This window comes from Sorangium sp. So ce426, assembly GCF_051475585.1.
In the GTDB taxonomy this organism is placed as follows: domain Bacteria; phylum Myxococcota_A; class Polyangia; order Polyangiales; family Polyangiaceae; genus Sorangium; species Sorangium cellulosum_B.
In genome coordinates this window covers 8,957,097-8,976,458 of sequence record NZ_CP150341.1, presented here as the reverse complement: position 1 = coordinate 8,976,458, position 19,362 = coordinate 8,957,097, and the positions used below count along the sequence as shown (strand labels likewise).

The 19,362-nt window shown below is 68.6% G+C and carries 22 protein-coding genes; 13 read left to right on the top strand and 9 right to left on the bottom strand.

Annotation, left to right across the window (positions count from 1 at the left end):
* Positions 1-16 precede the first annotated feature (16 nt).
* A complete protein-coding gene (locus tag WMF44_RS33465; protein ID WP_437294108.1) occupies positions 17-745 on the bottom strand; it encodes a glutamine amidotransferase in 729 nt (242 codons plus the stop codon).
* 80 nt (positions 746-825) lie between these two features.
* Between WMF44_RS33465 and WMF44_RS33460 the strand changes: the two genes are divergently transcribed.
* Positions 826-1,473: a YkgJ family cysteine cluster protein gene (locus tag WMF44_RS33460; protein WP_437294107.1), complete on the top strand. Its 648-nt coding sequence runs from the start codon at positions 826-828 to the stop codon at positions 1,471-1,473.
* Between the two features lie 7 nt (positions 1,474-1,480).
* On the opposite strand, the gene WMF44_RS33455 is transcribed toward WMF44_RS33460, so the two are convergent.
* The gene (locus WMF44_RS33455; protein WP_437294106.1) at positions 1,481-1,846 is read right to left on the bottom strand and encodes a hypothetical protein; all 366 of its coding nucleotides are present in this window, start codon (positions 1,844-1,846) and stop codon (positions 1,481-1,483) included.
* A gap of 119 nt (positions 1,847-1,965) precedes the next feature.
* Positions 1,966-2,547: a hypothetical protein gene (locus tag WMF44_RS33450; protein WP_437294105.1), complete on the bottom strand. Its 582-nt coding sequence runs from the start codon at positions 2,545-2,547 to the stop codon at positions 1,966-1,968.
* Positions 2,548-2,743: 196 nt separating this feature from the next.
* On the opposite strand from WMF44_RS33450, the gene WMF44_RS33445 reads away from it, so the two are divergent.
* From WMF44_RS33445 to WMF44_RS33435, 3 genes are all read left to right on the top strand, one after another.
* Complete coding sequence (locus WMF44_RS33445; RefSeq protein WP_437301646.1) at positions 2,744-3,001, top strand: hypothetical protein; 258 nt, start codon at positions 2,744-2,746, stop codon at positions 2,999-3,001.
* A gap of 63 nt (positions 3,002-3,064) precedes the next feature.
* Complete coding sequence (locus WMF44_RS33440; RefSeq protein WP_437294104.1) at positions 3,065-3,298, top strand: hypothetical protein; 234 nt, start codon at positions 3,065-3,067, stop codon at positions 3,296-3,298.
* A gap of 386 nt (positions 3,299-3,684) precedes the next feature.
* Positions 3,685-3,999 (top strand): hypothetical protein, encoded by a 315-nt coding sequence (locus WMF44_RS33435; protein ID WP_437294103.1) that lies wholly within the window; start codon positions 3,685-3,687, stop codon positions 3,997-3,999.
* 79 nt (positions 4,000-4,078) lie between these two features.
* Here the strand turns inward: WMF44_RS33435 and WMF44_RS33430 are convergent, their stop codons facing one another.
* From WMF44_RS33430 to WMF44_RS33420, 3 genes are all read right to left on the bottom strand, one after another.
* Positions 4,079-4,513, bottom strand: coding sequence for a hypothetical protein (locus WMF44_RS33430; RefSeq protein WP_437294102.1), 435 nt, complete (start codon positions 4,511-4,513; stop codon positions 4,079-4,081).
* Entirely contained in the window at positions 4,513-6,099 is a 1,587-nt protein-coding gene (locus tag WMF44_RS33425; protein WP_437294101.1) for a S1C family serine protease, read from the bottom strand. Before WMF44_RS33425 ends, WMF44_RS33430 begins: the two co-directional genes overlap by 1 nt.
* A gap of 268 nt (positions 6,100-6,367) precedes the next feature.
* Positions 6,368-7,690 carry an ADP-ribosylation family protein gene (locus tag WMF44_RS33420; RefSeq protein WP_437294100.1) on the bottom strand — a complete coding sequence of 441 codons (1,323 nt, stop codon included), beginning with the start codon at positions 7,688-7,690 and terminating at the stop codon, positions 6,368-6,370.
* 175 nt (positions 7,691-7,865) lie between these two features.
* Here WMF44_RS33420 and WMF44_RS33415 point away from each other — a divergent pair, with 175 nt between their 5' ends.
* The 7 genes from WMF44_RS33415 (at position 7,866) to WMF44_RS33385 (ending at position 14,826) form a co-directional block, all read left to right on the top strand.
* Positions 7,866-8,768 carry a JmjC domain-containing protein gene (locus WMF44_RS33415; protein ID WP_437294099.1) on the top strand — a complete coding sequence of 301 codons (903 nt, stop codon included), beginning with the start codon at positions 7,866-7,868 and terminating at the stop codon, positions 8,766-8,768.
* A gap of 149 nt (positions 8,769-8,917) precedes the next feature.
* Complete coding sequence (locus WMF44_RS33410; RefSeq protein WP_437294098.1) at positions 8,918-9,091, top strand: hypothetical protein; 174 nt, start codon at positions 8,918-8,920, stop codon at positions 9,089-9,091.
* Between the two features lie 234 nt (positions 9,092-9,325).
* Positions 9,326-10,138 (top strand): multinuclear nonheme iron-dependent oxidase, encoded by an 813-nt coding sequence (locus WMF44_RS33405; RefSeq protein ID WP_437294097.1) that lies wholly within the window; start codon positions 9,326-9,328, stop codon positions 10,136-10,138.
* On the top strand, positions 10,135-10,779 hold the full coding sequence (locus tag WMF44_RS33400) for a hypothetical protein (protein WP_437294096.1): 645 nt from the start codon (positions 10,135-10,137) through the stop codon (positions 10,777-10,779). Before WMF44_RS33405 ends, WMF44_RS33400 begins: the two co-directional genes overlap by 4 nt.
* A gap of 46 nt (positions 10,780-10,825) precedes the next feature.
* Positions 10,826-12,109: a glycosyltransferase gene (locus WMF44_RS33395; RefSeq protein WP_437294095.1), complete on the top strand. Its 1,284-nt coding sequence runs from the start codon at positions 10,826-10,828 to the stop codon at positions 12,107-12,109.
* Between the two features lie 59 nt (positions 12,110-12,168).
* The gene (locus tag WMF44_RS33390; RefSeq protein ID WP_437294094.1) at positions 12,169-12,768 is read left to right on the top strand and encodes a 2OG-Fe(II) oxygenase; all 600 of its coding nucleotides are present in this window, start codon (positions 12,169-12,171) and stop codon (positions 12,766-12,768) included.
* Between the two features lie 75 nt (positions 12,769-12,843).
* Complete coding sequence (locus WMF44_RS33385; protein ID WP_437294093.1) at positions 12,844-14,826, top strand: radical SAM protein; 1,983 nt, start codon at positions 12,844-12,846, stop codon at positions 14,824-14,826.
* A gap of 151 nt (positions 14,827-14,977) precedes the next feature.
* On the opposite strand, the gene WMF44_RS33380 is transcribed toward WMF44_RS33385, so the two are convergent.
* The 3 genes from WMF44_RS33380 to WMF44_RS33370 are packed head-to-tail and all read right to left on the bottom strand — an operon-like array spanning position 14,978 to position 17,191.
* Positions 14,978-15,199: a helix-hairpin-helix domain-containing protein gene (locus WMF44_RS33380; protein ID WP_437294092.1), complete on the bottom strand. Its 222-nt coding sequence runs from the start codon at positions 15,197-15,199 to the stop codon at positions 14,978-14,980.
* Between the two features lie 50 nt (positions 15,200-15,249).
* Positions 15,250-16,209 carry a helix-turn-helix domain-containing protein gene (locus WMF44_RS33375; protein ID WP_437294091.1) on the bottom strand — a complete coding sequence of 320 codons (960 nt, stop codon included), beginning with the start codon at positions 16,207-16,209 and terminating at the stop codon, positions 15,250-15,252.
* Positions 16,210-16,222: 13 nt separating this feature from the next.
* On the bottom strand, positions 16,223-17,191 hold the full coding sequence (locus WMF44_RS33370) for an NAD(P)-dependent alcohol dehydrogenase (protein ID WP_437301645.1): 969 nt from the start codon (positions 17,189-17,191) through the stop codon (positions 16,223-16,225).
* Positions 17,192-17,404: 213 nt separating this feature from the next.
* Here WMF44_RS33370 and WMF44_RS33365 point away from each other — a divergent pair, with 213 nt between their 5' ends.
* Both WMF44_RS33365 and WMF44_RS33360 read left to right on the top strand, forming a co-directional pair.
* Positions 17,405-17,725, top strand: a complete 321-nt coding sequence (locus WMF44_RS33365; RefSeq protein WP_437294090.1) for a hypothetical protein — start codon at positions 17,405-17,407, stop codon at positions 17,723-17,725.
* 441 nt (positions 17,726-18,166) lie between these two features.
* A complete protein-coding gene (locus WMF44_RS33360) occupies positions 18,167-19,312 on the top strand; it encodes a hypothetical protein (RefSeq protein ID WP_437294089.1) in 1,146 nt (381 codons plus the stop codon).
* The last annotated feature ends 50 nt before the right edge of the window (positions 19,313-19,362 follow it).

Below are 19,362 nucleotides of genomic sequence, written 5' to 3'. Positions count from 1 at the left end.
GTCGGCGGCGTAGGGATCAGGCGCCGCGCACGACAACGTGCCGGATGAAATTGTGCAGCGTCCGTGTGCCGAGCTGATCCGGCGCGATGGGGGCGAGGAGCGCGGGGACGTCGCGGCCCTCGGCCTGCAGGATCTCGCTCCGCCACGCGATGTAGCCGGCGATGACGTCGTGGTCCATCTCGGGGTGGAACTGCACGCCGTAGCACGCGCTCGTGAAGCGGATGACCTGGTGGTCGTCGAGCTCGGTGAACGCGAGGCTCGTGGCGCCCTTGGGCAGCGTGCCGACCGTGTCGACGTGGGTCGCGTGCGTCTCGAAGCTCGACGGCAGGCCGTCGAAGAGCGGGTCGTCGGCGCGGCGCTGGACGCGGATCCTGCCGATCTCGCGGCCGCGCGGGTTGCGGACGACCTCGCCGCCGAGGGCCTGGGCGAGGATCTGGTGGCCGAAGCAGATGCCGAACGTGGGGGTGCCGGCGTGCACGACGCCGCGCAGCCACGCCTCGCAGCGGAGCATCCAGGGCTCGCGGTGGGGGACGTTGGCCGACGAGCCGGTGACGACGAAGGCGGCGGTCTCGGGGGCGCCGGGCGCGGGGAGCTCGTCCGTGCGGGCGTCGACGGTGGCGTATCCGCCGCTCCAGCTGGCGCCGATCGTCTGCTCGATCAGGTCCGCGAACTGGCCGCGTCGCTCGAGGACCGGGGGGACGGGCTCACCGGTCTTCACGATGACGATCTTCTTGCGATGTCGCACCCTTCCACCATAGCGCAGCGCCGCCGCCGGGCGAGGGCGGGGCTTGGCAGCGCGGGGCCGGGGCGCGAAGATGCGCCCCGATGTCCGCATACGTCGTGTCTCGCCCCATCTGGCGTCGGTTTCGCCCGCGTTTCCTGAGCCGCGCGGCGGCGCACGTGAGGGCCGGCGGGCACGCGGCCATCGTGTTGCCGGACGAGCGGGTCGACCTCCTGCTCTCCATCGGCGAGGACGGGAAGCTCACGGAGCTCGGGCTGTGGTCGCTCCTGTCGATCGAGCAGCAGCGCTTCCGCCGCGTGGGCGAGGGGCCGGCCAAGGGGCTCGCGACGGCGCGGGTGAAGCGGCAGTACGAGGGCTCGGTCCTCGACTGGTGCGAGCGCGACAGCACGCACCCGGGGGCGATCCGCGAGGTGGCGCTCGACTGCCTGGCCTGCGGCGCCTGCTGCCACGACGCCAACGTGCTGCTCGACGAGGTGGACCTCGCGCGCTTCCGGGGCGCCGGGCGCGGCGACCTCACGGGGCGCGCCTACGTGCGGCGGGCGCGGGACGGGAAGATCACGCTGCGCTTCGCGGCGAGCGGGCGGTGCCAGCACCTCTGCGAGGACCGGCGCTGCGCCATCTACGAGATCAGGCCGGACAACTGCCGCGCGTTCGTCGTGGGGAGCGAGGCGTGCCTGTCGGCGCGCGAGGAGACGCTCGGGATACGGGACGGGGCGCCCGCGGAGCCGTGAGCGCGCTTCAGAACAGGAGCCGGACGCTTCCGCCGAGCGGACCGAGATGCAGCTCGGCCTGGGTCGTGGCGCGATCGAGCTTCATCTGACCCGTGATCCAGAGCGGTACACCCGTGAGGGCCATCGCGCCTCCGACGCTCATGAGCACGGTGGGAAAGACCCATGCGCGAGACGCGCAACCGCAGGAATCGTCGCCGCGCGGCCGGGTGAGGAAGAACATGCCTGCTCCGACGGAGCCGACGACCAGCCCGCCCACGGAGAGGCCGGTGCCCACGTCGCGCCGGGTGGTGTCGACGGCGGGCGCTGGCGCCGTCGACTCGGCGTGCGCGTTGCCCACGAGCAACAGGATCACCCCGAACGCGGCGAGACGCATGCCGTCGAGGATCCCTGGTCGCGGCGTGCCCGTCAAGACGAGGAGGGGTCTCTCGATCGGTCGAGAACGTGGCGCGCGGGAACGCGAGGCTCGAGGCCACGATGCCCTGGGCCGGGCGCTCACGTCCGGACGCTCGTGAGCTGGCCCGCGATCGCGGCCTCATGGAACGCCGAGAGGTCGTGATGGGCGGCCGCCCCGTCCGGCAGGCCGTGGGCGGCCAGCCAGGCGACGCCTTCCTCGATGCTGGCGAAGACACGATGTGGAAACTGCTGGCGTCCCAGGGCGTTGAGCCCCGTGACGATGCTGCGCACGACGGACGCACGAAAGCCCGATCCGATGTGGATCACCGCCGAGTGGGACACGATACCATCCACCGAACCCAGCATTCCGGCGAGCGCGCTGCGGCTGCGCGTGTCGGGTACGATGGCTTCAGGGGTCACGACCTGCAGCAGCCACACCTTGCGGGACGGGGAGCTCGCCTGCGCCCCCAGGATCGCCGTCTTCAGGGAGGCGGCGTGGTGCGGGTGGGTCGTCTTCATCCACACCGCGGTGGCCAGGGAGCTCCAGTAGCCTACCGCGACATCCGCTGTCGCCTCGACGACCTGACAGCCCGCGTGTAGCGGGTGCTGCTCACCCGCCTGGGTGAGCGACCGCTGCGGTGCGTCGCTGAGAGGTCTCCGTGACGTCGACGATCTGTCCACTACGCTCGATTCTACGCGAACCCGGCGAAGAACACGGCGAAGAACACGGCGAAGAACACGGCGAAGAGTGGCCACGAGGGAGCCGTCCGACCGATGGGAACACACGGGGGCACCTGAACGAAAGAACATGTTGTGAGGTTCCGGAGGGTCGGTACGATGCCAGGTGATGCGGCTTGGGTACTGGCTCGTCGTTGGAATGGCGATGTTCGCGGCGTCCTCGGCCAGGGCAGACGCGCCGAAGACGGACGCCGCGATCCGGAAGGCCCTTATCGCCGAGTCACGAGCGGCGTACAGCGGGAGCTGCCCGTGTCCTTACGATACCGATCGAGCGGGCAGGCAATGCGGCAAGCGCAGCGCTTACTCGCGGCCGGGAGGCGCGGCGCCTCTCTGTTATGATCGCGACGTGACGAAGGAGATGATCGCCGAGTACCGCGCGCGCGACGCGGGTCCTTAGAGCGACGGTCACCCGCTTCGGATACGGGCCCACCTCGACGTTTTCGGTGCTCAGCGCACCGGAGTGCGCTTCCGCGCCGAAAACGCCGATCTGGGCCCGTCTCCTGTGCGGGTGACCGCCGCTCTGCTCGGCATGGTGCTGAGGGGGGCGGAAACCGGTCGAGCCAGGGGGCGCCGCGCCGTTGCCGTCGTATTGGTCGCCGGCGCCAGTCTCACCGCCGATGGAATCATTGCTGCAACCAAGGTTGTCATTGGCAAGGACCGCGAGCCCGAGCGCGAGCAACGTGATCGACCTTGATCACACGGTCCTTCCCTTTCGTGATGGTCTTCGCCTGAATCGACGGCTTCCTCGCCGTCGCCCCGCGGAATCGCATACACTGCACGCATGAGCCACGTCGTGATGCAGGCAGCGGAGTTCTCGACGGTCGCCGCGGCGGAGCAGGCCGCGGCGGAGCTGCGGCGGCTCGTCGCGGACTACGTCACCTACGAGAAGACCGCCGACGCGCCGTGGAGCGAGGGCGCCGTGCCCGCGCCGCTTGTCGAGCTCGGCCGGCGGCACGGCGTGCCGTGGCCGGGCGACGCAACGTCGCGGTTCCTGCTCACGGGCCTGTTCAACGACGAGGCGAACGTGCTCAGCGTCGATCGCCTGGTGTTCTTCTGGGGCGGCGGCTTCGGCTGCGTGAGGTGCTGCTGCGCGGGCTCGGCGCGGTGCGCTGCACCGACCTGCCGCGGCTGGTGGTGCGCGTGGACGATCCGCAGGCTCGCGCGGCGGCGTCGGGCGAGTTCCTCGTCGAGGAGGACTTCGAGGAGCAGTTCACGACGACGTCGGACGACGCCGTGCTCGACCGTGCGCTGTTCATCATCACGTTCGAGCGCGACGGCGACCGCGTTCACCTGACGTTCGACGACTCGGGCGTGCAGGAGTGGGCGTTCGTCGCGATGCTGCCCCAGCTCTCGGGCGACGATCCCGCGCTGCGCGCCCGCGCGCGGGGACCTTGAGTTGGAGAGGGTTCCCTCGGAGATTCGGCTCCCTCACCCCCCGAACCTCGGCCCAGAGCACGCGCGATGCGGCGGCGCCTCAGAAGTACGCGCAGGCGTCGGGGCAGTCCATACGGTACGGGCAATCATCTATCGCGCTGCAGTACGTGTCCTCGGGGCACTCCAGGGAGGATTCGCACAAGAACACGCAGCTACCGCGGTAGCAGGTGGCGCCCGCCACACACGCCGTGTCGGAGGTGCAGCCCGTGTTCGCCTGACACGCGCCGAGCGTGTCGATCGTGGAGCCCTGGCAGAGCTGACCCGCGGGGCAATCGCTGTCGGCGGTGCACGTACCGGGCGTGCTGCACTCACCCGGGTTGTTCGTCCCATGCCGGAAGACGCAGATCAGGCCTTCATTGCACCAGTCGTTGTCTTCGCAATCGCCGCCCAGCGGTCTCGTCGGCGCCTCTTGCAAGAGCAGGCACCCTGCCGGCAGAAGAATGAGCAGCGCAGCGCTCAGCGTGCGGAGCAACATCAGAACGTCCCCATGATGGAAAGTGAGGTGAGGCCGATGCCGGGCGCGCCGACACCGGCAGCGATGGTGCGGCCCGGCGTCGAACGCCCCCCGGTCGCGGGCGGCTTCTTGTCCGGCGCAAAGACGTAGGAGCTCAGCACCATGCCCGCGCCGAGCCCGGCGACGGCCCAACCCACGGTGTTCCAGGTGCGGAGCGTGCCGAAGCTAGAGGGCGTACTGCCGATGAGCGCGGTCGTGCCGACCGTGGCGCCGCCGGCGACGAACGCCACCCAGCCCCAGCCGTTCGTCGTTCCGACCCAACCCGGCGTCTTGCCGGGCGCGTCCTTGCCCACATAAAACCAGGGCGGATCGGGCTTGTCGGCCACGCCGCTGAGCGCGAGCCCGCCCGACACCGTCGCCGTTTTGCGCTCGACCTTGAGCGCCCCTGTCGCCTCGCCGAAGCTCAGCCCGAGCGACGAGAGCGCGGTGGCCGAAGGCACGCCGAAGCCCAGGCCCTCGATGCCCTGCCCGGTCGCCTTGAACGTCATGATCGCGACCACCTGACCCTTGTCGTCGACCAGCGGCCCGCCGCTGTTGCCTGGGCTGATGCTGGTGTCGGTCTGGATCAAGCTGTTGCCGTCGAACGTGCGCTGTCCGCTGACGATGCCGCGCGTCACGGAGAACGACTGCCTCTCGCCGCCGGGCGCGCCGAGCGCGAACACGTCGTCGCCGGTGCTGGGGGGCGGCATGCGCAGCGTCAAGCACGGCGTTTCGCGCGAGCCATCCTTCAGCTGCAAGAGCGCGACGTCCGACTGCTCGTTGACGCGCATCACGGTCGCCGGAAACTCCTTGCCGTCGCGGAAGCGCACCACCACCTCGGGCGTCGTCGCCACGTGCGCCGCGGTGAGCAGCAAGCCGTCCGGAGAGATCACGACCGCGCTGCCGACGCCGTCGTCGAGCTTGACCAGCGCCGTGGCGTTCAAGACGTCCTCGCTCATCTTCGGCATTGCCAGCGTGCGGGCCGGGCAGCCGCGCATCTCCCCGGGCGGGAACTCGGGCGCGGCCGGCGCCTCCGCAGGGGCGCCCGAGCCCCGGAGGGCCTGCACGAACATCGGCCGGGCGAGCAGCGAGCGCAGGCTGCCGAGCAGCAGCGCGTTGCCGGCCGCCGCGCGGTCGAGCTCGCGCATCTCCATCTCCTCGTGGTTCGACGTCATCTGATAGACCACGGTCTTGGAGGCGCGATCGAGCACCTCCCACGTGATGGTGATGCCGCAGGTGAGGCCTCGCTCGTCGGCGCAGTCCGCCGCCGTCATCGTCCCGGCAAGGACGAAGGCCGCCTCGCTCGAGCGATCCTGGTTCAGCGCCAGGTTCTCGCGGCCGAGCGCGCGATAGCCGAGCTCGCGCATCTCCTCCAGGAACATCACCAGGAACTTTTCCTTGACGATCAGCACGTCGTCCAGGTTCGGCGCCTTCAGGATCACGTTCGAGATCGTGATCGTCCCGAGCTCGCTGCCGTTCACCTTGATCGGCTCCACCGGCCGCACCGACTTCGCCTCCGCGAAGCGCGGCGCCAGCAGCAACGCCGAGACGCCGAATCCGGTCAGCAAACCGCGGCGCAACCAAACCCCGAGGGTCCGCAATTGGTTCATCCCGTGCTCACGAAATCCTGAAACCTAGCCTCTGAGCTGCCTCTCCGCGCTCGCAGCTCCGGCCGGAAGCCATTTCCAGCGACCAAGAAGCCCTATGCTCCTCGGCAGCGCCCACGATATCCACCTCAGGCGCGGTGTCGAGCCCCATTGCTCAGCCCGCCGCCGCGCCTGTTCCTCGGCCGACGGGCCCCGCGCATCTTGAACGGCTTCTGAGCCGTTCGCAGCCCTAACGTCCGCCGTCCTCCTCACCCGGCCCGAGGAACACCCCCACGCTCCGGAGATCGCGGTGCGCATAGTGCACCTTCACGGTCTCCGCGTGCGCGCGCCGCCCGAGCTTCTCGTACGCCATCACCAGCAGATCGAGCGCGGCGTCGCGGTGCTCGTCCGTACCGAGCCAGTGCAGGTCGAGCCCGAACGTCAGCGCCGCCGCGGGCCGCCCCTCGGCGCAATCGCGCTTCGCCGACTCGATCCACTTCCGCACGCGCGGCGGCTGCGTCTTCCACGCCTTCACGCGCTCATCGGGCGAGCCCACGCGGATGCTCCCGGCGCCGGGCGGCAGCGCGGGCCCGAACGTGCCGAGGGTCGGGATGCGGTCCGCCTCGAGCCACCGTTGCGCGGGCGGGTCCCCGGCGAGGGCCTCGCGGTCGGCCTCCTCGAACCATTCCATGGCGGCGAGCGCGGCGTACACCGGCAGCGGCGCCGGCTCCTCCTCGTAAGGGTCTGAGATGCGCTCGCGCGCGCGGGCAGCGAGCACGGCGAGGGGCGTGGGCTCGCTGTCTCTCCAGGTCTCCGCGGAGTCGCGGGCGTAATTGTGCGCGATGCACGTCGGCGGATCCGCGGGGTCGTCGTACCAGAGGCCATAGTGCAGCCCGTCGGAGTCGCCCCACATCACGGTGACCAGCTCGGGCGGGTCGGCGCGGAACCGGCACTCGAGGCGCGGGTCGAGCCCGCCGCGCGTTTTCCGCTCGAGCCCGCCGTCCTCGAACCAGATCATGATCCCGCCCGGCGAGCGCCCGAGGTGGCTCATCCCCTGCCGCTCCGTCTCGTCGAGGCTGCGCCAGAACGCCGCGAAGGTCGCGAGGTAGCGCGGCAGCCGCAGGCCATAGACCTCGTTCATTCGCCTGGCCGCGGCCTCGAAGCGGGCGTTCATCGACGCGAGCGCCTCGGCGCGGCGGCGCGCCCCGAGCTCGTCGGTCGCGAACATGCCCTCGGTGTAACGCGCCGGCGCGAGGCCCACCGTCGCCTCGAGCGGCGCGTCGAGCTGCGAGGCGACGCCGCGGGATCTGAGCCCGTCGAGCGTCGCTGCGAGCTCGTCGAGCGCCGCCGCGGGCTCGCCCATCCGCGAGAGCGGCACGACGATCAGCTCGCCGGACGGCCCTCGGTTCGTGCGCGCCTCGAAGAGGCTGAACTCCGCGACGAGGCCGAGCCCCGGCGCGAAGTGCGGCGGATCCCAGCTCGCGAGCCTGGCGCGCTCGTCCTCGACGGGGAACATCGTCTCCCAGCGCTCGCGCGCGAGCGCGAGCGCTGCCTCGATCTCCGGGTCGCTCATCGCGTTCGCCATCCTACGCGAAGCCGGCCCCGCCGGGAGCCGAGGCGGACCCGCTGGGCGCCCGCCGCCCCCCCGAAGGGTCTGTCGCCCCGAGGTCCCACGCGTAAGCCATGCTTGACAGGACCGACCGCCATGGCATCTCCTGTCCTCCGCGGCGTTTTTCATGCCTTGCCCCATGGAGTCGCTGATCCACGGCTCGCTCGACGATCTCCTCAGCGCCGCTCGTACCTCCGGGGGCTCGCCGAGCCGGCCCCTCGCCTCACCGCCGAAGGGCGGGGTCGCCGACCTGCCCACCATCGCGGCGGTGCTGGACGCGATAGCGGAAGGCCGGGTGCATCCCGAGGGAGTGTTCTTCATCGACGCGACGTCGGAGTACGTGGACGCCAGGCGCTTCCTCCGGGCGGAGCCCGACGCTGCGCTCGACGGCGCGGCGGTGCGGCGCTTCTTCGAGGTGGAGGGGGGGAGCCTGCTCCTCGCGGGGGTCCAAGACTGCTTCCCGGCCGTCGGTGCGCTCACAAGCGCCCTGTCCGGAGCGCTCTTGGCCCAGGCCAACACGAACCTTTACCTCACGCCGGGCGGGGCGCAGACCTTCCCCCGCCACTGGGACACCCACGACGTGGTGGTGCTCCAGCTCGAGGGGCGCAAGCGGTGGATCATCTACGAGCCCCTCCTCGAGGCGCCGCTGCACCGCCACCACGCCTGCCGCACCGCCGAGCTCCACGAGATGACCCCGCGCTGGGGCGAGATCGAGATGCAGCCGGGTGGCGCGCTGTACATCCCCCGCGGCTATCTCCACGAGGCGACCGCTGTAGGGGGCCCCTCGCTCCACATTTCCACCGGGATCCACCGGATCACCTGGCACCGCCTCGTCGAGGTGATGGTGGCTGACGCGCTGCGGGAGTGCGCCGAGGACCTGACCTTCCGGGGGGACTGCCCCGCTGGGGGGGCGCACCTCGCCGCAGCCATCCGAGAGGGGATCGCGCCCCGCGTCGAGGCGCTGGTGAAGCGGCTCCACGAGATGGATGCAGCGGAGGTGCTCCAGTCCCTCACCGAGCCGGCCGACGGGGAGCAGAGCTAGGAGCCAGGAGCCAGCCCAGGGCCCGCTCGCGCGAGGCGCTTCTTCTTGCGGACAGGTGCGAATTCTCGGTAACTTGTGAGGGCCACCTCTCCTGCGGCCGCTGCACCGCCGCGCACTGTTCATCGCCCACTGCTCCAAGGAGACAACGGATGTCTACGACGCCCCGATCCAAAAAGGTGAACGTCCCGAAGCCCGCCGCCAGCGCCCACGTCTGCCGGCATGATCCGACGCCCGTCACGCGGAAGATCAGCATCCCCAAGCCCGCCGCCAGCGCCCACGTTTGCCGGCACGACCCGACGCCGAGCAAGAAGACCAAAATTTAGCTGTAGTGCTGGAGGTGCGTCGCCATTCCCTCCGGCCGCTGGGTGACACGACACGCCCCGGAGGGGACGATCGCCTGCAAGGACTCCCCCTGCATACCGCGCGATTTCGCCCGTCCCGACCCACGTCGTCGCACGGCGACGGGCGAGCCGGATTCACGGATTCTCGGGCAGACGTCGTGGACCCGAGGGACCTCTCATCGCCCGCGGCAGCGGCCTCCTCACGGGAGTGATCCGATGGCTGTTCACATCGGCATGAGCTACCATCCGGCGCTTCACGACCTGCTGTGGCGAGCCAGGGATGAGGGGCTCGTCGACTTCCTGGAAATACAGCCGGAGCGATACATCTACAGTCACTTCGAGAGGGGCCAGATGAAGCGGCTACTCTCCGATTTCGGCGCGCCGTACTGCTTTCATTTCGCCTGCAACTCGCTGGGCAGCGCCGACTATCGCCTCGACCGCAACGCGCGGCAGCGTCGAGACATCGTCAATCGGTTGGCCCCGCGCTGGTGCTCGGATCACATGACGTCCTGCCGCATCGGCGACTTCGACATCGAGAAGAACCTGCCTCTGCTGCGGACCGACGAGACGCTGCAGATCCTCGTGGAGAACATAAAGCTCTTTCAGGAGGGCCTCGCTGCGCCGTTCCTGCTCGAGAACATCGCCACGATGTGGGAGCTGAGGCGATCGACGATCGCCCACGACGACTTCTTTGCGCGGGCCGTCGAGATGGCCGACTGCGGCATCCTGCTCGACCTCCACAACCTGTACGCCGACCAGCTCAACCACGGGCTGGACCCGAGGGCGTTCATCGATCGCATGCCGGCGCACCGTATAAGGCAGCTCCACCTCGCCGGAGGCTCGTCGCACGACGGTTACTATTATGATGGCCACGATCACGAGGTCCCCCAGGTCGTCTTCGAGCTGCTGGAGTACCTCCTGGCGCGGGTGACCCCGGATGCCGTGATCCTGGAGCGTGAGGCGCGCTTCAAGGACCTCCCCAGGGTGTGGGATGATCTCGTCCGGATTCGAGGGATGTGCCAGCGATGAGCCGCACGAGCGTCGCCCGCTGGCAGGAGCGCTACCTGAGGAGCCTCGTCCAGGGTGGGCCTGTCGAGGGAGCTGAGCTCGGCGACGAGCTGTCCCAGTACAGCGAGTCGTGCCTGGCGAGCATCGCCACGTCGTTCAGGGCTTCGATACAGCGCTCGGTCAAGAGCCATTACCCGGTGTTCTGCGGCCTCACGGCGAGGAGGCGTCGGCTCTGGGACTGCCTCTATTCTCAAGTCAGCATGGATACCGATCGAGGAGCCATGATCAAGAAGATCTTCGGCGTCCTGTATTCATGGGCGGAGCGCCTGGACAGCGCATGTCTCTACAGAGACCTCCTGAGGGTGGAGCGGGCGGTCGCTCTCGCGCAGTTCCATCAGGCGCGGCCCCGGATCACGGGGCGCCTCAGGATAGACACCTCCCGCTTCGGGATCCATGACAGCGGCCACCTCTACTGCATGAAGCTCGCCTCGAACGTCATGGACCTGTATCCAGCCATCGATCGCATCAGCGTCCTTCAGGGCAGAGGAGAATCCATCTACGCGATCTACTACTCCCGCGACAGGCAGAGCGTGATGACGCATCGGCTCTCGAAGCAAGCCGCCGAGGATCCCTGCAAGCTGCTGAGAGGTGAGCTGAGCTGAGGCGGACGCCGGGCACGCCTGCGCCAGCAGCGAGGAGATTTGCGCGATGAAGATCTGCATCATCAGCAAGTTCCCACCCATTCAAGGGGGTGTGAGCACCCGGACCTACTGGATGGCGTATGCGCTCGCCAAGCGCGGCAATCAGGTCTGGGTCGTCACGAACGCCGACGAAGCAGAGGCAGACTGCCGGATGGTCATGACCCCATCCGACAAGCGGCGGCTGCAGATCCGCTTCGCGAACGGCGGCTCCGTCCGCTGCGTCTCGTCGGAGCGTCCTCTGTACGACCTCTACGTCCCCTGGGCGAACCCGTACGTGACCAAGCTGGCCTCCATGGCGACGGATATCGTCAGGGAACACTCCTGCGATCTGATCTACGCCTACTACCTGGAACCGTACGGGATGGCTGCCTCTCTCGCGGCGCAATGGACGGGGGTCCCCTGCGTCCTGGCGCACGCGGGAAGCGACATATCGGTCCTGATGACGAGGCCGTGGCTGAGGACCTCCTACGCCGAGATCCTGAAACGGGCGCACAGGGTCGTGACGGCGAAGCACTTCGATGACCTCTTCGTGGGGCTCGGCGTGAAGAAGAGGCGGCTCTACCACCTCGGCTCCGACTCCCTCCCCACGCACTGCTTCCGCCCCGGCGCGCCGAGGCTCGACGTGAACGAGCGCCTGGCGGAGGCGCTCGCCGGCAACGGCTGGATCCATGCGTGCTTCCGCGAATCCGCCCCGAAGACCTTCGATCCCCGTGTCCCCACGCTCGGGATGTACGGCAAGATCGATCACGCGAAGGGCATGTTCGACTTCATCCGGGCGCTGGGGATGGTGAAGCGCCGGCGCGTCGACGTCCAGGCGATCATGATGTGCGGCGGCGCCGAGGGGAGCTGCCGCGAGCTCGCCGCGTTCATCCGCGAAAACGGGGTGGAGGAGAACGTCTGGCTGCTCCCGTTCATGCCGAACTGGGTGATCCCGAGCCTCATCAACGCCACCACGGCGACGTGCTTCCTGGAGCGAGACTTCTTCATCGACTACCACACGCCGGGCGTACCGAGAGAGGTGCTCGCGTGCGGCGGCTGCCTCGTCCTGTCGGGTGATATCCACGAGAAACGAGGTTACAAGGAGGGCCTCGTGGACGAAGAGAACTGCCTCCTCGTGCGGGATCCGAGGGACCACGAGGCGCTGGCCAGCAAGCTCGAATGGGTCGCGCGCAACCCCAGGGAGGCGGAGAAGCTCGGGCGTCGTGGTCTCCTGCTCTCGCGCATGTGGGAGGATTTCGACGAGTACATGGAGGATTTACATACCATGTTCCATGGATTCGTCAGCGCGTAGGGCTTCACGGCGCTCCTCCTCCCGGATGCTGGCCTCTGTTCCCTGAGACATCGCGGGCGATGAAGATACAAGAAACGACGGTCAACGGACGCAAGGTCATCCTCGTGGATCACCTCTTCCGCAAGAAGAAGATCGAGCAGATCTACCGGACGCTCTCGGAGTCCTACGTCTACTACCGAGGGCAGCTCAGCTCGAGCGCGGATCATTTCCCGAAGATGGTGGCGCACTTCGTGGACCTCGACGCGTTTGAGGCGCTCTTCTTCTACGAGGACGTCGCCGGTCTCATGAGGCAGTGCTACGCGGACGTGCCCCACTATCTCTACAAGGCGTACGTCAACCAGACGTGCTACGGCGACGTCAACTACCCGCACGTCGACTGCAAGCCGCGTCGCCGAGACGTGACGGTGCTCTATTACGCCAACCCGCGCTGGGACCGCGAATGGGGGGGAGAGACGATGCTCTACGACGACTCGGGGGCCTTCAACCTGGCCGTCTTGCCGGCCCCTGGGCGCGTCTTGATCTTCCCGGGCGCGACATGGCACTGCGCGGGCATTCCGAGCAGGGTGTGCCCCGTGTCGCGGTTCACGCTGGCCATGAAGTATACGCTGTCCGCGAAGGACGCCCGGGAGGTTCGCTCGAGCAGGCCGCGAGATGCGTGATCGAGGCGCTATGTCCAGGGAGAGAGCGGCGATTCGCGGCGCGGGAAACACGAATTCAATCGATGGGTGGTCGCCATGAGGATCAAGACGCACCTGGTGTCGATGCCGTGGGCCGATGTCTATGTTCCCTCGGTCCAGCTCGGCGCGCTGAAGGCGCATCTCGATGTCGCGTTCCCCGGCCGCTTCACGACCAATACGTACTCTGCATTCTGCTCGGTGTTCCTCGACGCTGGCGAGTCGGACCTGTACTCGGAGCTCTCGGAGTTCAGGGAGTTCCCGTACTTCCTCCTCGCTCTGGAGCGGTTCATGAGGCCGCGCGGGTCCGTCGAGGGGGCACCCTCCCTCGACGAGCTGCTCTCGATCGTGAACGCTCCGAAGCGCGGTCGCGTCAAGCTCACGAAGCGCTCGCTGACCCGCCTGAGGAACGCGACGCACAGGTACATCGACGCAGCGCTGGGGCCGGAGCTCATCCGGAGCGGCGTGAACCTGATCGGCTTCACGCTCAATTACAACCAGGTCTATTCGTCCATTTACTGCGCCCTCTACCTGGGCCAGCGGTACCCGGAACACAGGTGCGTCTTCGTGTTCGGTGGGGCGAGCGCGGCGGCGCCCAGCGTCGCCGACGCGCTGAAACGGCTAGGCATCCGCGGGTTTGGTGTGCTCGGAGAGGGGGAGAAGAAGCTGGAGCGGCTCGCGGCCGCCTACCTGCGTACCCCCCTCAGCGAGATGGATCGTCTCCACGACAGCATCCCCGGCGAGGTGCAGGGGATCTATGACATCCAGACCAACCAGATGGATCTCTTCAGGAGAGATCCGGCGAACTTCGCTTCGCAGCTCGCATCCATCCGAGACCTCGGCGTCCCGGATCTGGAGGAGTACTTCCGGGCCGTCAGGAGGGTGTTCCGGGGCGCGGAGGCGATCCGACCGTTCAGCAAGAACGTGATGCTCCCCGTCGAGGGGAGCCGGGGATGCTTCGCCAAGTGCGATTTTTGCGGCATCAACGTCAACTGGGAGGGCTTCAGAAAGCGGCTCGCGGCGGACATCGTCAAGGATGTGCTGTCCATGACCAAGCGCTACGGGGTGCGGCGTATCCTGTTCATGGACAACGTCTGCGACACGTGGGCGGAGGGTTATGCCGATGAGCTGATACGGCTCAACATCCAGATTCCGGCGACGATGGAGCTCCGGGCGCACCACCCTGAGAGGTTCTGGACGAAGCTGGCCCTGGCCGGGGTCGACGCTGCTCAGGTCGGGATCGAGTCGCTGGCCTCGTCCCTGATCCGACGAATGAACAAGGGGACCAGGGCGCGGCAGAACATCCTCGTTCAAAAGTGGCTGAAGGAGCTGGGCATCCGCTCGCTCTCGAACCTGATCATCGGGCACCCCCGCTCGACGATGGATGACATCGCCGAGACACAGCGGATCATCAAGGAGACGTCCCACCTGGGGAGCTACAGCCTGTCGGATTATACGTTGTCTTATGGAAGCCCTCTTTTCAACCAGCTCGGTCCTGATGAGATGGCGCGGCTCAGGCCCGATACCTATCTGGAAGGACTGGAGGGCGTCGAGCGATTCCTCGTGCCATACTACGGCTACTCGGCGCCCGAAGCGTGGTTCGAGCCCGGCGTGATGGAAGGCTGGCGTAGCTTTGCCGGATGGTACGAGGAGCACGTCCAGCGGGAGCGTGGGATACCAGCCATGGAAGTTCACAGGGTGAGCCCGGGCGAGCTGCTCATCAGGGACGAGCGCTCCGGGGATCTCGTCGAGACGGTTCTCGATGGAGAGCTCGCGTGCATCTATGATCTGTGCCACGCCGGCATGGAGCCAGGGCGAGCGGCAGCGGCCGCCGGGCTCCAGCGGGAGAAGGTCCTGCGGCTGCTTGGTGAGCTCGTCGAGCGGCGCCTCGCGCTCGAGGTGGAAGGCCACGTCATCTCCCTGGCGCTGAGACCCAGGGATGAATTGCTCCGGAATCACTACGTAGCATCGGCAAGCCGGGAGACGGAGGCGACGAGGCCCACGGAGGCGAAGCCGCAGGCGAGGCGACTCTCGCTGATATGATGGCAGCGGAATCCTCGTGGCGGCGGCGCCGGCTCCCCGCGGCGCCGATCACGCATCACACCCCACGCGGCGCCCTCGTTCGCCAGGCATGCTCGCCTCCTCCGCCCCCCTTCGCTGTCGCGCGCGGGATGCGGCGCCTGGACGACGAGGGCTACGCGTCTTTGGCAAGAGACTTTCCTTCTGCTTCGAGGGCAGCCTTGATGACCCCGATCGCCTTGGGGCCCACGCCATGAAGCGCCATGAGCTGGGCTTCCGTGAGCCGAGCGACCTGGTCCAGGCGAGAGACGCCGGCCGAAGCGAGCGCCCGCAGCGCCGGCTTCCCGATGCCCTTCGGAAGTGGAGATTCCGATCGTTCTTTCGTTCTGCTCGGCATGCGCCTCGCTCCTTGTCGGTTGTCCCCTGCTCCGTGTGCGGCGGGTGAGATCACGCCGAGGTCTCGCGACGCGTAGTCGGCCCCTTCGCCGCACGTCTCCATGCGCCGGGCGACTGTCCGGTCTTCTGCCGGAAGAGCTTCGAGAAGTGCTGCGGGTGCTCGAATCCGAGCGCGTAGGCCACCGCGCTCGCGCTCGCGTCCGACGCGAGGAGCCGCGCCTTGGCGGCCTCGATGAGGGCTCGGTGGATGTGGTCGCGCGCGCTCGTTCCCGTCTCCGCGCGGAGGAGATCGCTCAGGTAGTCGGGCGAGTACCCGAGCGCGCGCGCGCAGGATCGAACCGTGGGGAGCCCGCCTTCGACCTGCGCGGCCGACGCGAAGCACGCGTCGAGGTGGCGGTCGAGCCGCTCCGCCACGCCGCCCGCCCGCGCTCGGATTTCGAGCTGGCGCGCGTAGGCGCGCTGGCAGTACGTGAAGAGGAGCTGGAGCTGCGCCGAGAGCACGTCCGGCGCGAACGCGTCGGGAGGGACCGAGGACTCGCGCTCGATCTGCCGGACGAGGCCCGTGAACGTCTCTCGCTCCGGCCGTGTGAGGTGGAGCGCCTCGTGCGTCGCGTAGCCGAAGAACCGGTACTGGTGCATCGCGTCCGAGAGCGGCGTGTCGCGCAGCACGTCGGGGTGGAAGACGACGGTCCAGCCCTCCCCCTCGTGGGCGAGCTCGCTCTCGCCGCCGATCGGCGTGATCACCTGGCCCGGCGACGCGAAGACGATGATGCCCGCCTGCCCGTCGTGCACCTGCCGCCCGAACTCGGCGTGGCATTCGTCCCCGCGCTTCAGGCTGATCACGTAGAGCCCGGACTCGATGGGGCGCCCGAGGATCGGGATCTCGATGCGCAGCGGCTCCTGCCACGACGCGGCGATCACGGAGACCAGCGGATGCGCGGGCGGCGGGCGCCCGATGAGCCCGTGGATCTGCGCGATCGACCCGAGCCTCAGCGCGTCGCGTGTGCCCACGCGAATCGGGGTATCACGCGCCTACCTCGATCACAACGTTGCCCCGCTTGCGCCCCGTCTCGACGTACCTGTGCGCATCCGCGATGGCCTCGAGCGCGTAGCGCCTGTCGATGACCGGCCGGAGCGCGCCGCGCGCGACGAGCTCCGAGACCTCGGGGAGCGCTGTCTTCTTGTCGACGGACATCCCGAAGACGAGCTTCCTGCTCCCGAAGAGCCGGCTCCACGCGTCGCGCAGGTAGAGCTCGGCGCCCCCGACCGTGATCAGGTACCGGCCTCCCCGCGCGAGGCAGCGCCGCGCGCGCGCGAACGAGCTCGCGCCGACCGTGTCGAACACGACGTCGAACGCGTCGGCGCGCGCCGCGTAGTCGTCTCGCGTGTAGTCGACGACGTGGTGCGCGCCGAGCGAGCGCACGAGCTCGGCGTTTCGCCCGCTGCAGACCGCCGTCACCTCCGCGCCGAGGTGCCGCGCGATCTGGACGGCGGCCGTGCCGATGCTCCCGGACGCGCCGACGATCGCGATCCGCTCGGCGGTCCGGAGCCGCGCCCGGTCGCGGAGGAAGTAGAGCGCGGTGGTCGGTCCGTCGACGAGCGAGCACGCTTCTTCGTGGCTCAGGCCGGCGGGGGCGTGCGCGATCGACGCGTCCTCGGACAGGCACACGTACTGCGCGTACCCGCCGGACCCGAACCCGGTGAAGCCGAACACGCGATCTCCGGGGCGGAACCGCGTGACGCGCCGGCCGGCGCGCTCCACGGTGCCGGCGACCTCGATCCCGAGCACCCGGAAGCGCCGCCGCGGCCGGAAGAAGCCGAGCACGACCCGCGCCATGAGCGTGTCGCCTCGCCGCATCATCTGGCACGCCGCCGTCGCCGTTGTCGCGTGCACCCGGATGCGCACCTGATCGTCCCGCGGCTCCGGCGCGGGCATCTCGCGCAGCTCGAGGACCGAGGGAGAACCGTATCGCTCGTAGACGGCTGCCTTCATCTGCATAAGGAGCAGACTAAGGACGCGGCGGGTGTGCCCGAAAGCATCGGATCCGGGAAAGATGGATCTCTTTCCGGGATGTGCTCGGCGCGGGCGCGCCGGCGCGCTCCGAGAGCCGAGGCTGGTGCCCCCGCCTCACCCATGGTATCAGCCTCTGCGCAGCGCTCCGTCATGGTGTGTCCCATCGAGCTGGCGCTGCGCGAAAGGTCGTAGATGCGAAGAATTCACATCGCTCTGGGCGTGCGTTCACTGACAGATTCCATTGCGGATTACACGCGGCGCCTGGCGGCTCAGCCGCACGTGATCGTGCCTGACCAGTACGCGCTCTGGCGCACCGACACGGTGAACTTCTCCATCCGTCAGATCCCCGCGGGCGAAGCTCCGGCGTTGCGTCATCTGGGCTGGGAGGACGACGCCGCCAGCGCCTTCTCCGAGGCGCGGGATTGCAACGGGATCGTCTGGGAGGAGTTCGGTCCAGAGCAGCAGTTGCAAGAGATCCTCGGGCTCTGGCCTGACGCCCAGATCAAACGCTGACTTCGAGCTGACAACCAATCTTCCGGAAGGACCTCGACGGCTGGCGTCCTGAAGGACCCGCCTCGGCGGCCTGAGACCCCCCTCAGCGGCGCGCTCCTCGCTGGCCCCCCTCGCGCTGACACGCGGAGATGACGCCTGTCATGGGAGCGTGACAGCGAGGGTGTCATGAGCGCGTGACGGCGACGCGCAGCAACCCGGCCGCCGGTCGCGGCCGGCGTGCCGCGATCACGGCCTGATTGCGCCCGATCCGGCGTCTCGCCCCCGGAACAGGAGGCAGCGCCATCGCTGGACGCGCCGGGTGGCCGCGCGCGGCATGCGCGTTGCAAACGCCTTGTCAACGCCTTGTCAATGCCTTCAGCGCCTTGTCAACGCCTTGTCGCGGTCGCGCCGGGGCAGCGATGGCCGTTATCCAACATTGAGCTCGTGGAAAGGAAGCATGTCATGAAGAGCAATGTACTGCTGCTGGGATCGCTCGTCGTCGGTATCATGGGCGCAGGTTGCGCCGTGGGGTACGAGGCCGAGGAGGGCGAGGTGGGCGACGCCCAGCAAGCGTTCGTTTCCCATGCGTGGGCGTATGCGTGGGCGCACCAGGCGACGGGCTCGTTCACCGCGAGCTCGAGCTACTCGCGGAACTCCTCCGGAGACGTGTTCGGGCAGGGCGTGAACAACACCGTCACGCAGCTCGGTGCGGGCCAGTACCGCGTGCGGTTTCCGGACGTGGGCGCGGCGCCGGGCGGTCATGTCCAGGTCACGGCGTACGGCGCGGGCGCCGAGCGCTGCAAGGTCAATTCCTGGGTCAGGAGCGGCGATGACGTGGATGTCCATGTCAACTGCTTCACCGCCGGCGGCGCGCCGGTCAACACCCTGTTCAGCGTCGCCTATGTCCACAAGTCGGGCACCGGATCCTCGGACGAGGCGTACGTCTGGGCGAACGACCCGACGGCGGCGGCGTACACGCCCAACGCGACGTACCAGTTCAACTCGAGCGGCGCGAACAACACGATAGCGCGCGAGGGGGTGGGTTACTATGCAGTGACCCTGCCGGGTCAGACCGCGGGCGGCGCGACGGTCGAGGTGACGGCCTACGGCCCGGGCAGCGATCACTGCAAGGTCGGCAGCTGGGGGCAGTCCGGCGACGACGCGGTGGTCCGCGTGCGCTGCTTCGACAGCTCGGGCGCCCCGTCGGATAGCCAGTTCACCCTCAACTTCGCGCGCTCGAGGCAGGTGAACGGCGGGCTCTCCTACAGCTACGCCTGGGCGAACAACGCCACGGCGGCGTCGTACACGCCGAGCCTCTCCTATCAGGAAGGCTACATCGCGGGGGACCTGGGCGAGGTGGAGGCCGACATCACCGCGGGGCGCACGTCCGCAGGCCGCTACTCCGTCAGCCTGCCCGGCATGTCGGCGTCGGGCTCGAACGTACAGATCACGGCGTACGGCTCCGGACCGGAGTACTGCAAGGTCGTCGGCTGGTCCGGCTCCGAGACGAACACGAACGTCAACGTCGCCTGCTTCGATGCCAGCGGCGCGCCGGCGGACACGCGCTTCGTCCTCGTGTACACGGACGACAAGTTCATCGTCCTGTGAGCTGCAGGGCGGGGGGCCTGCTCCGGCCCGCCTTGCCTCGCCGTCCCACC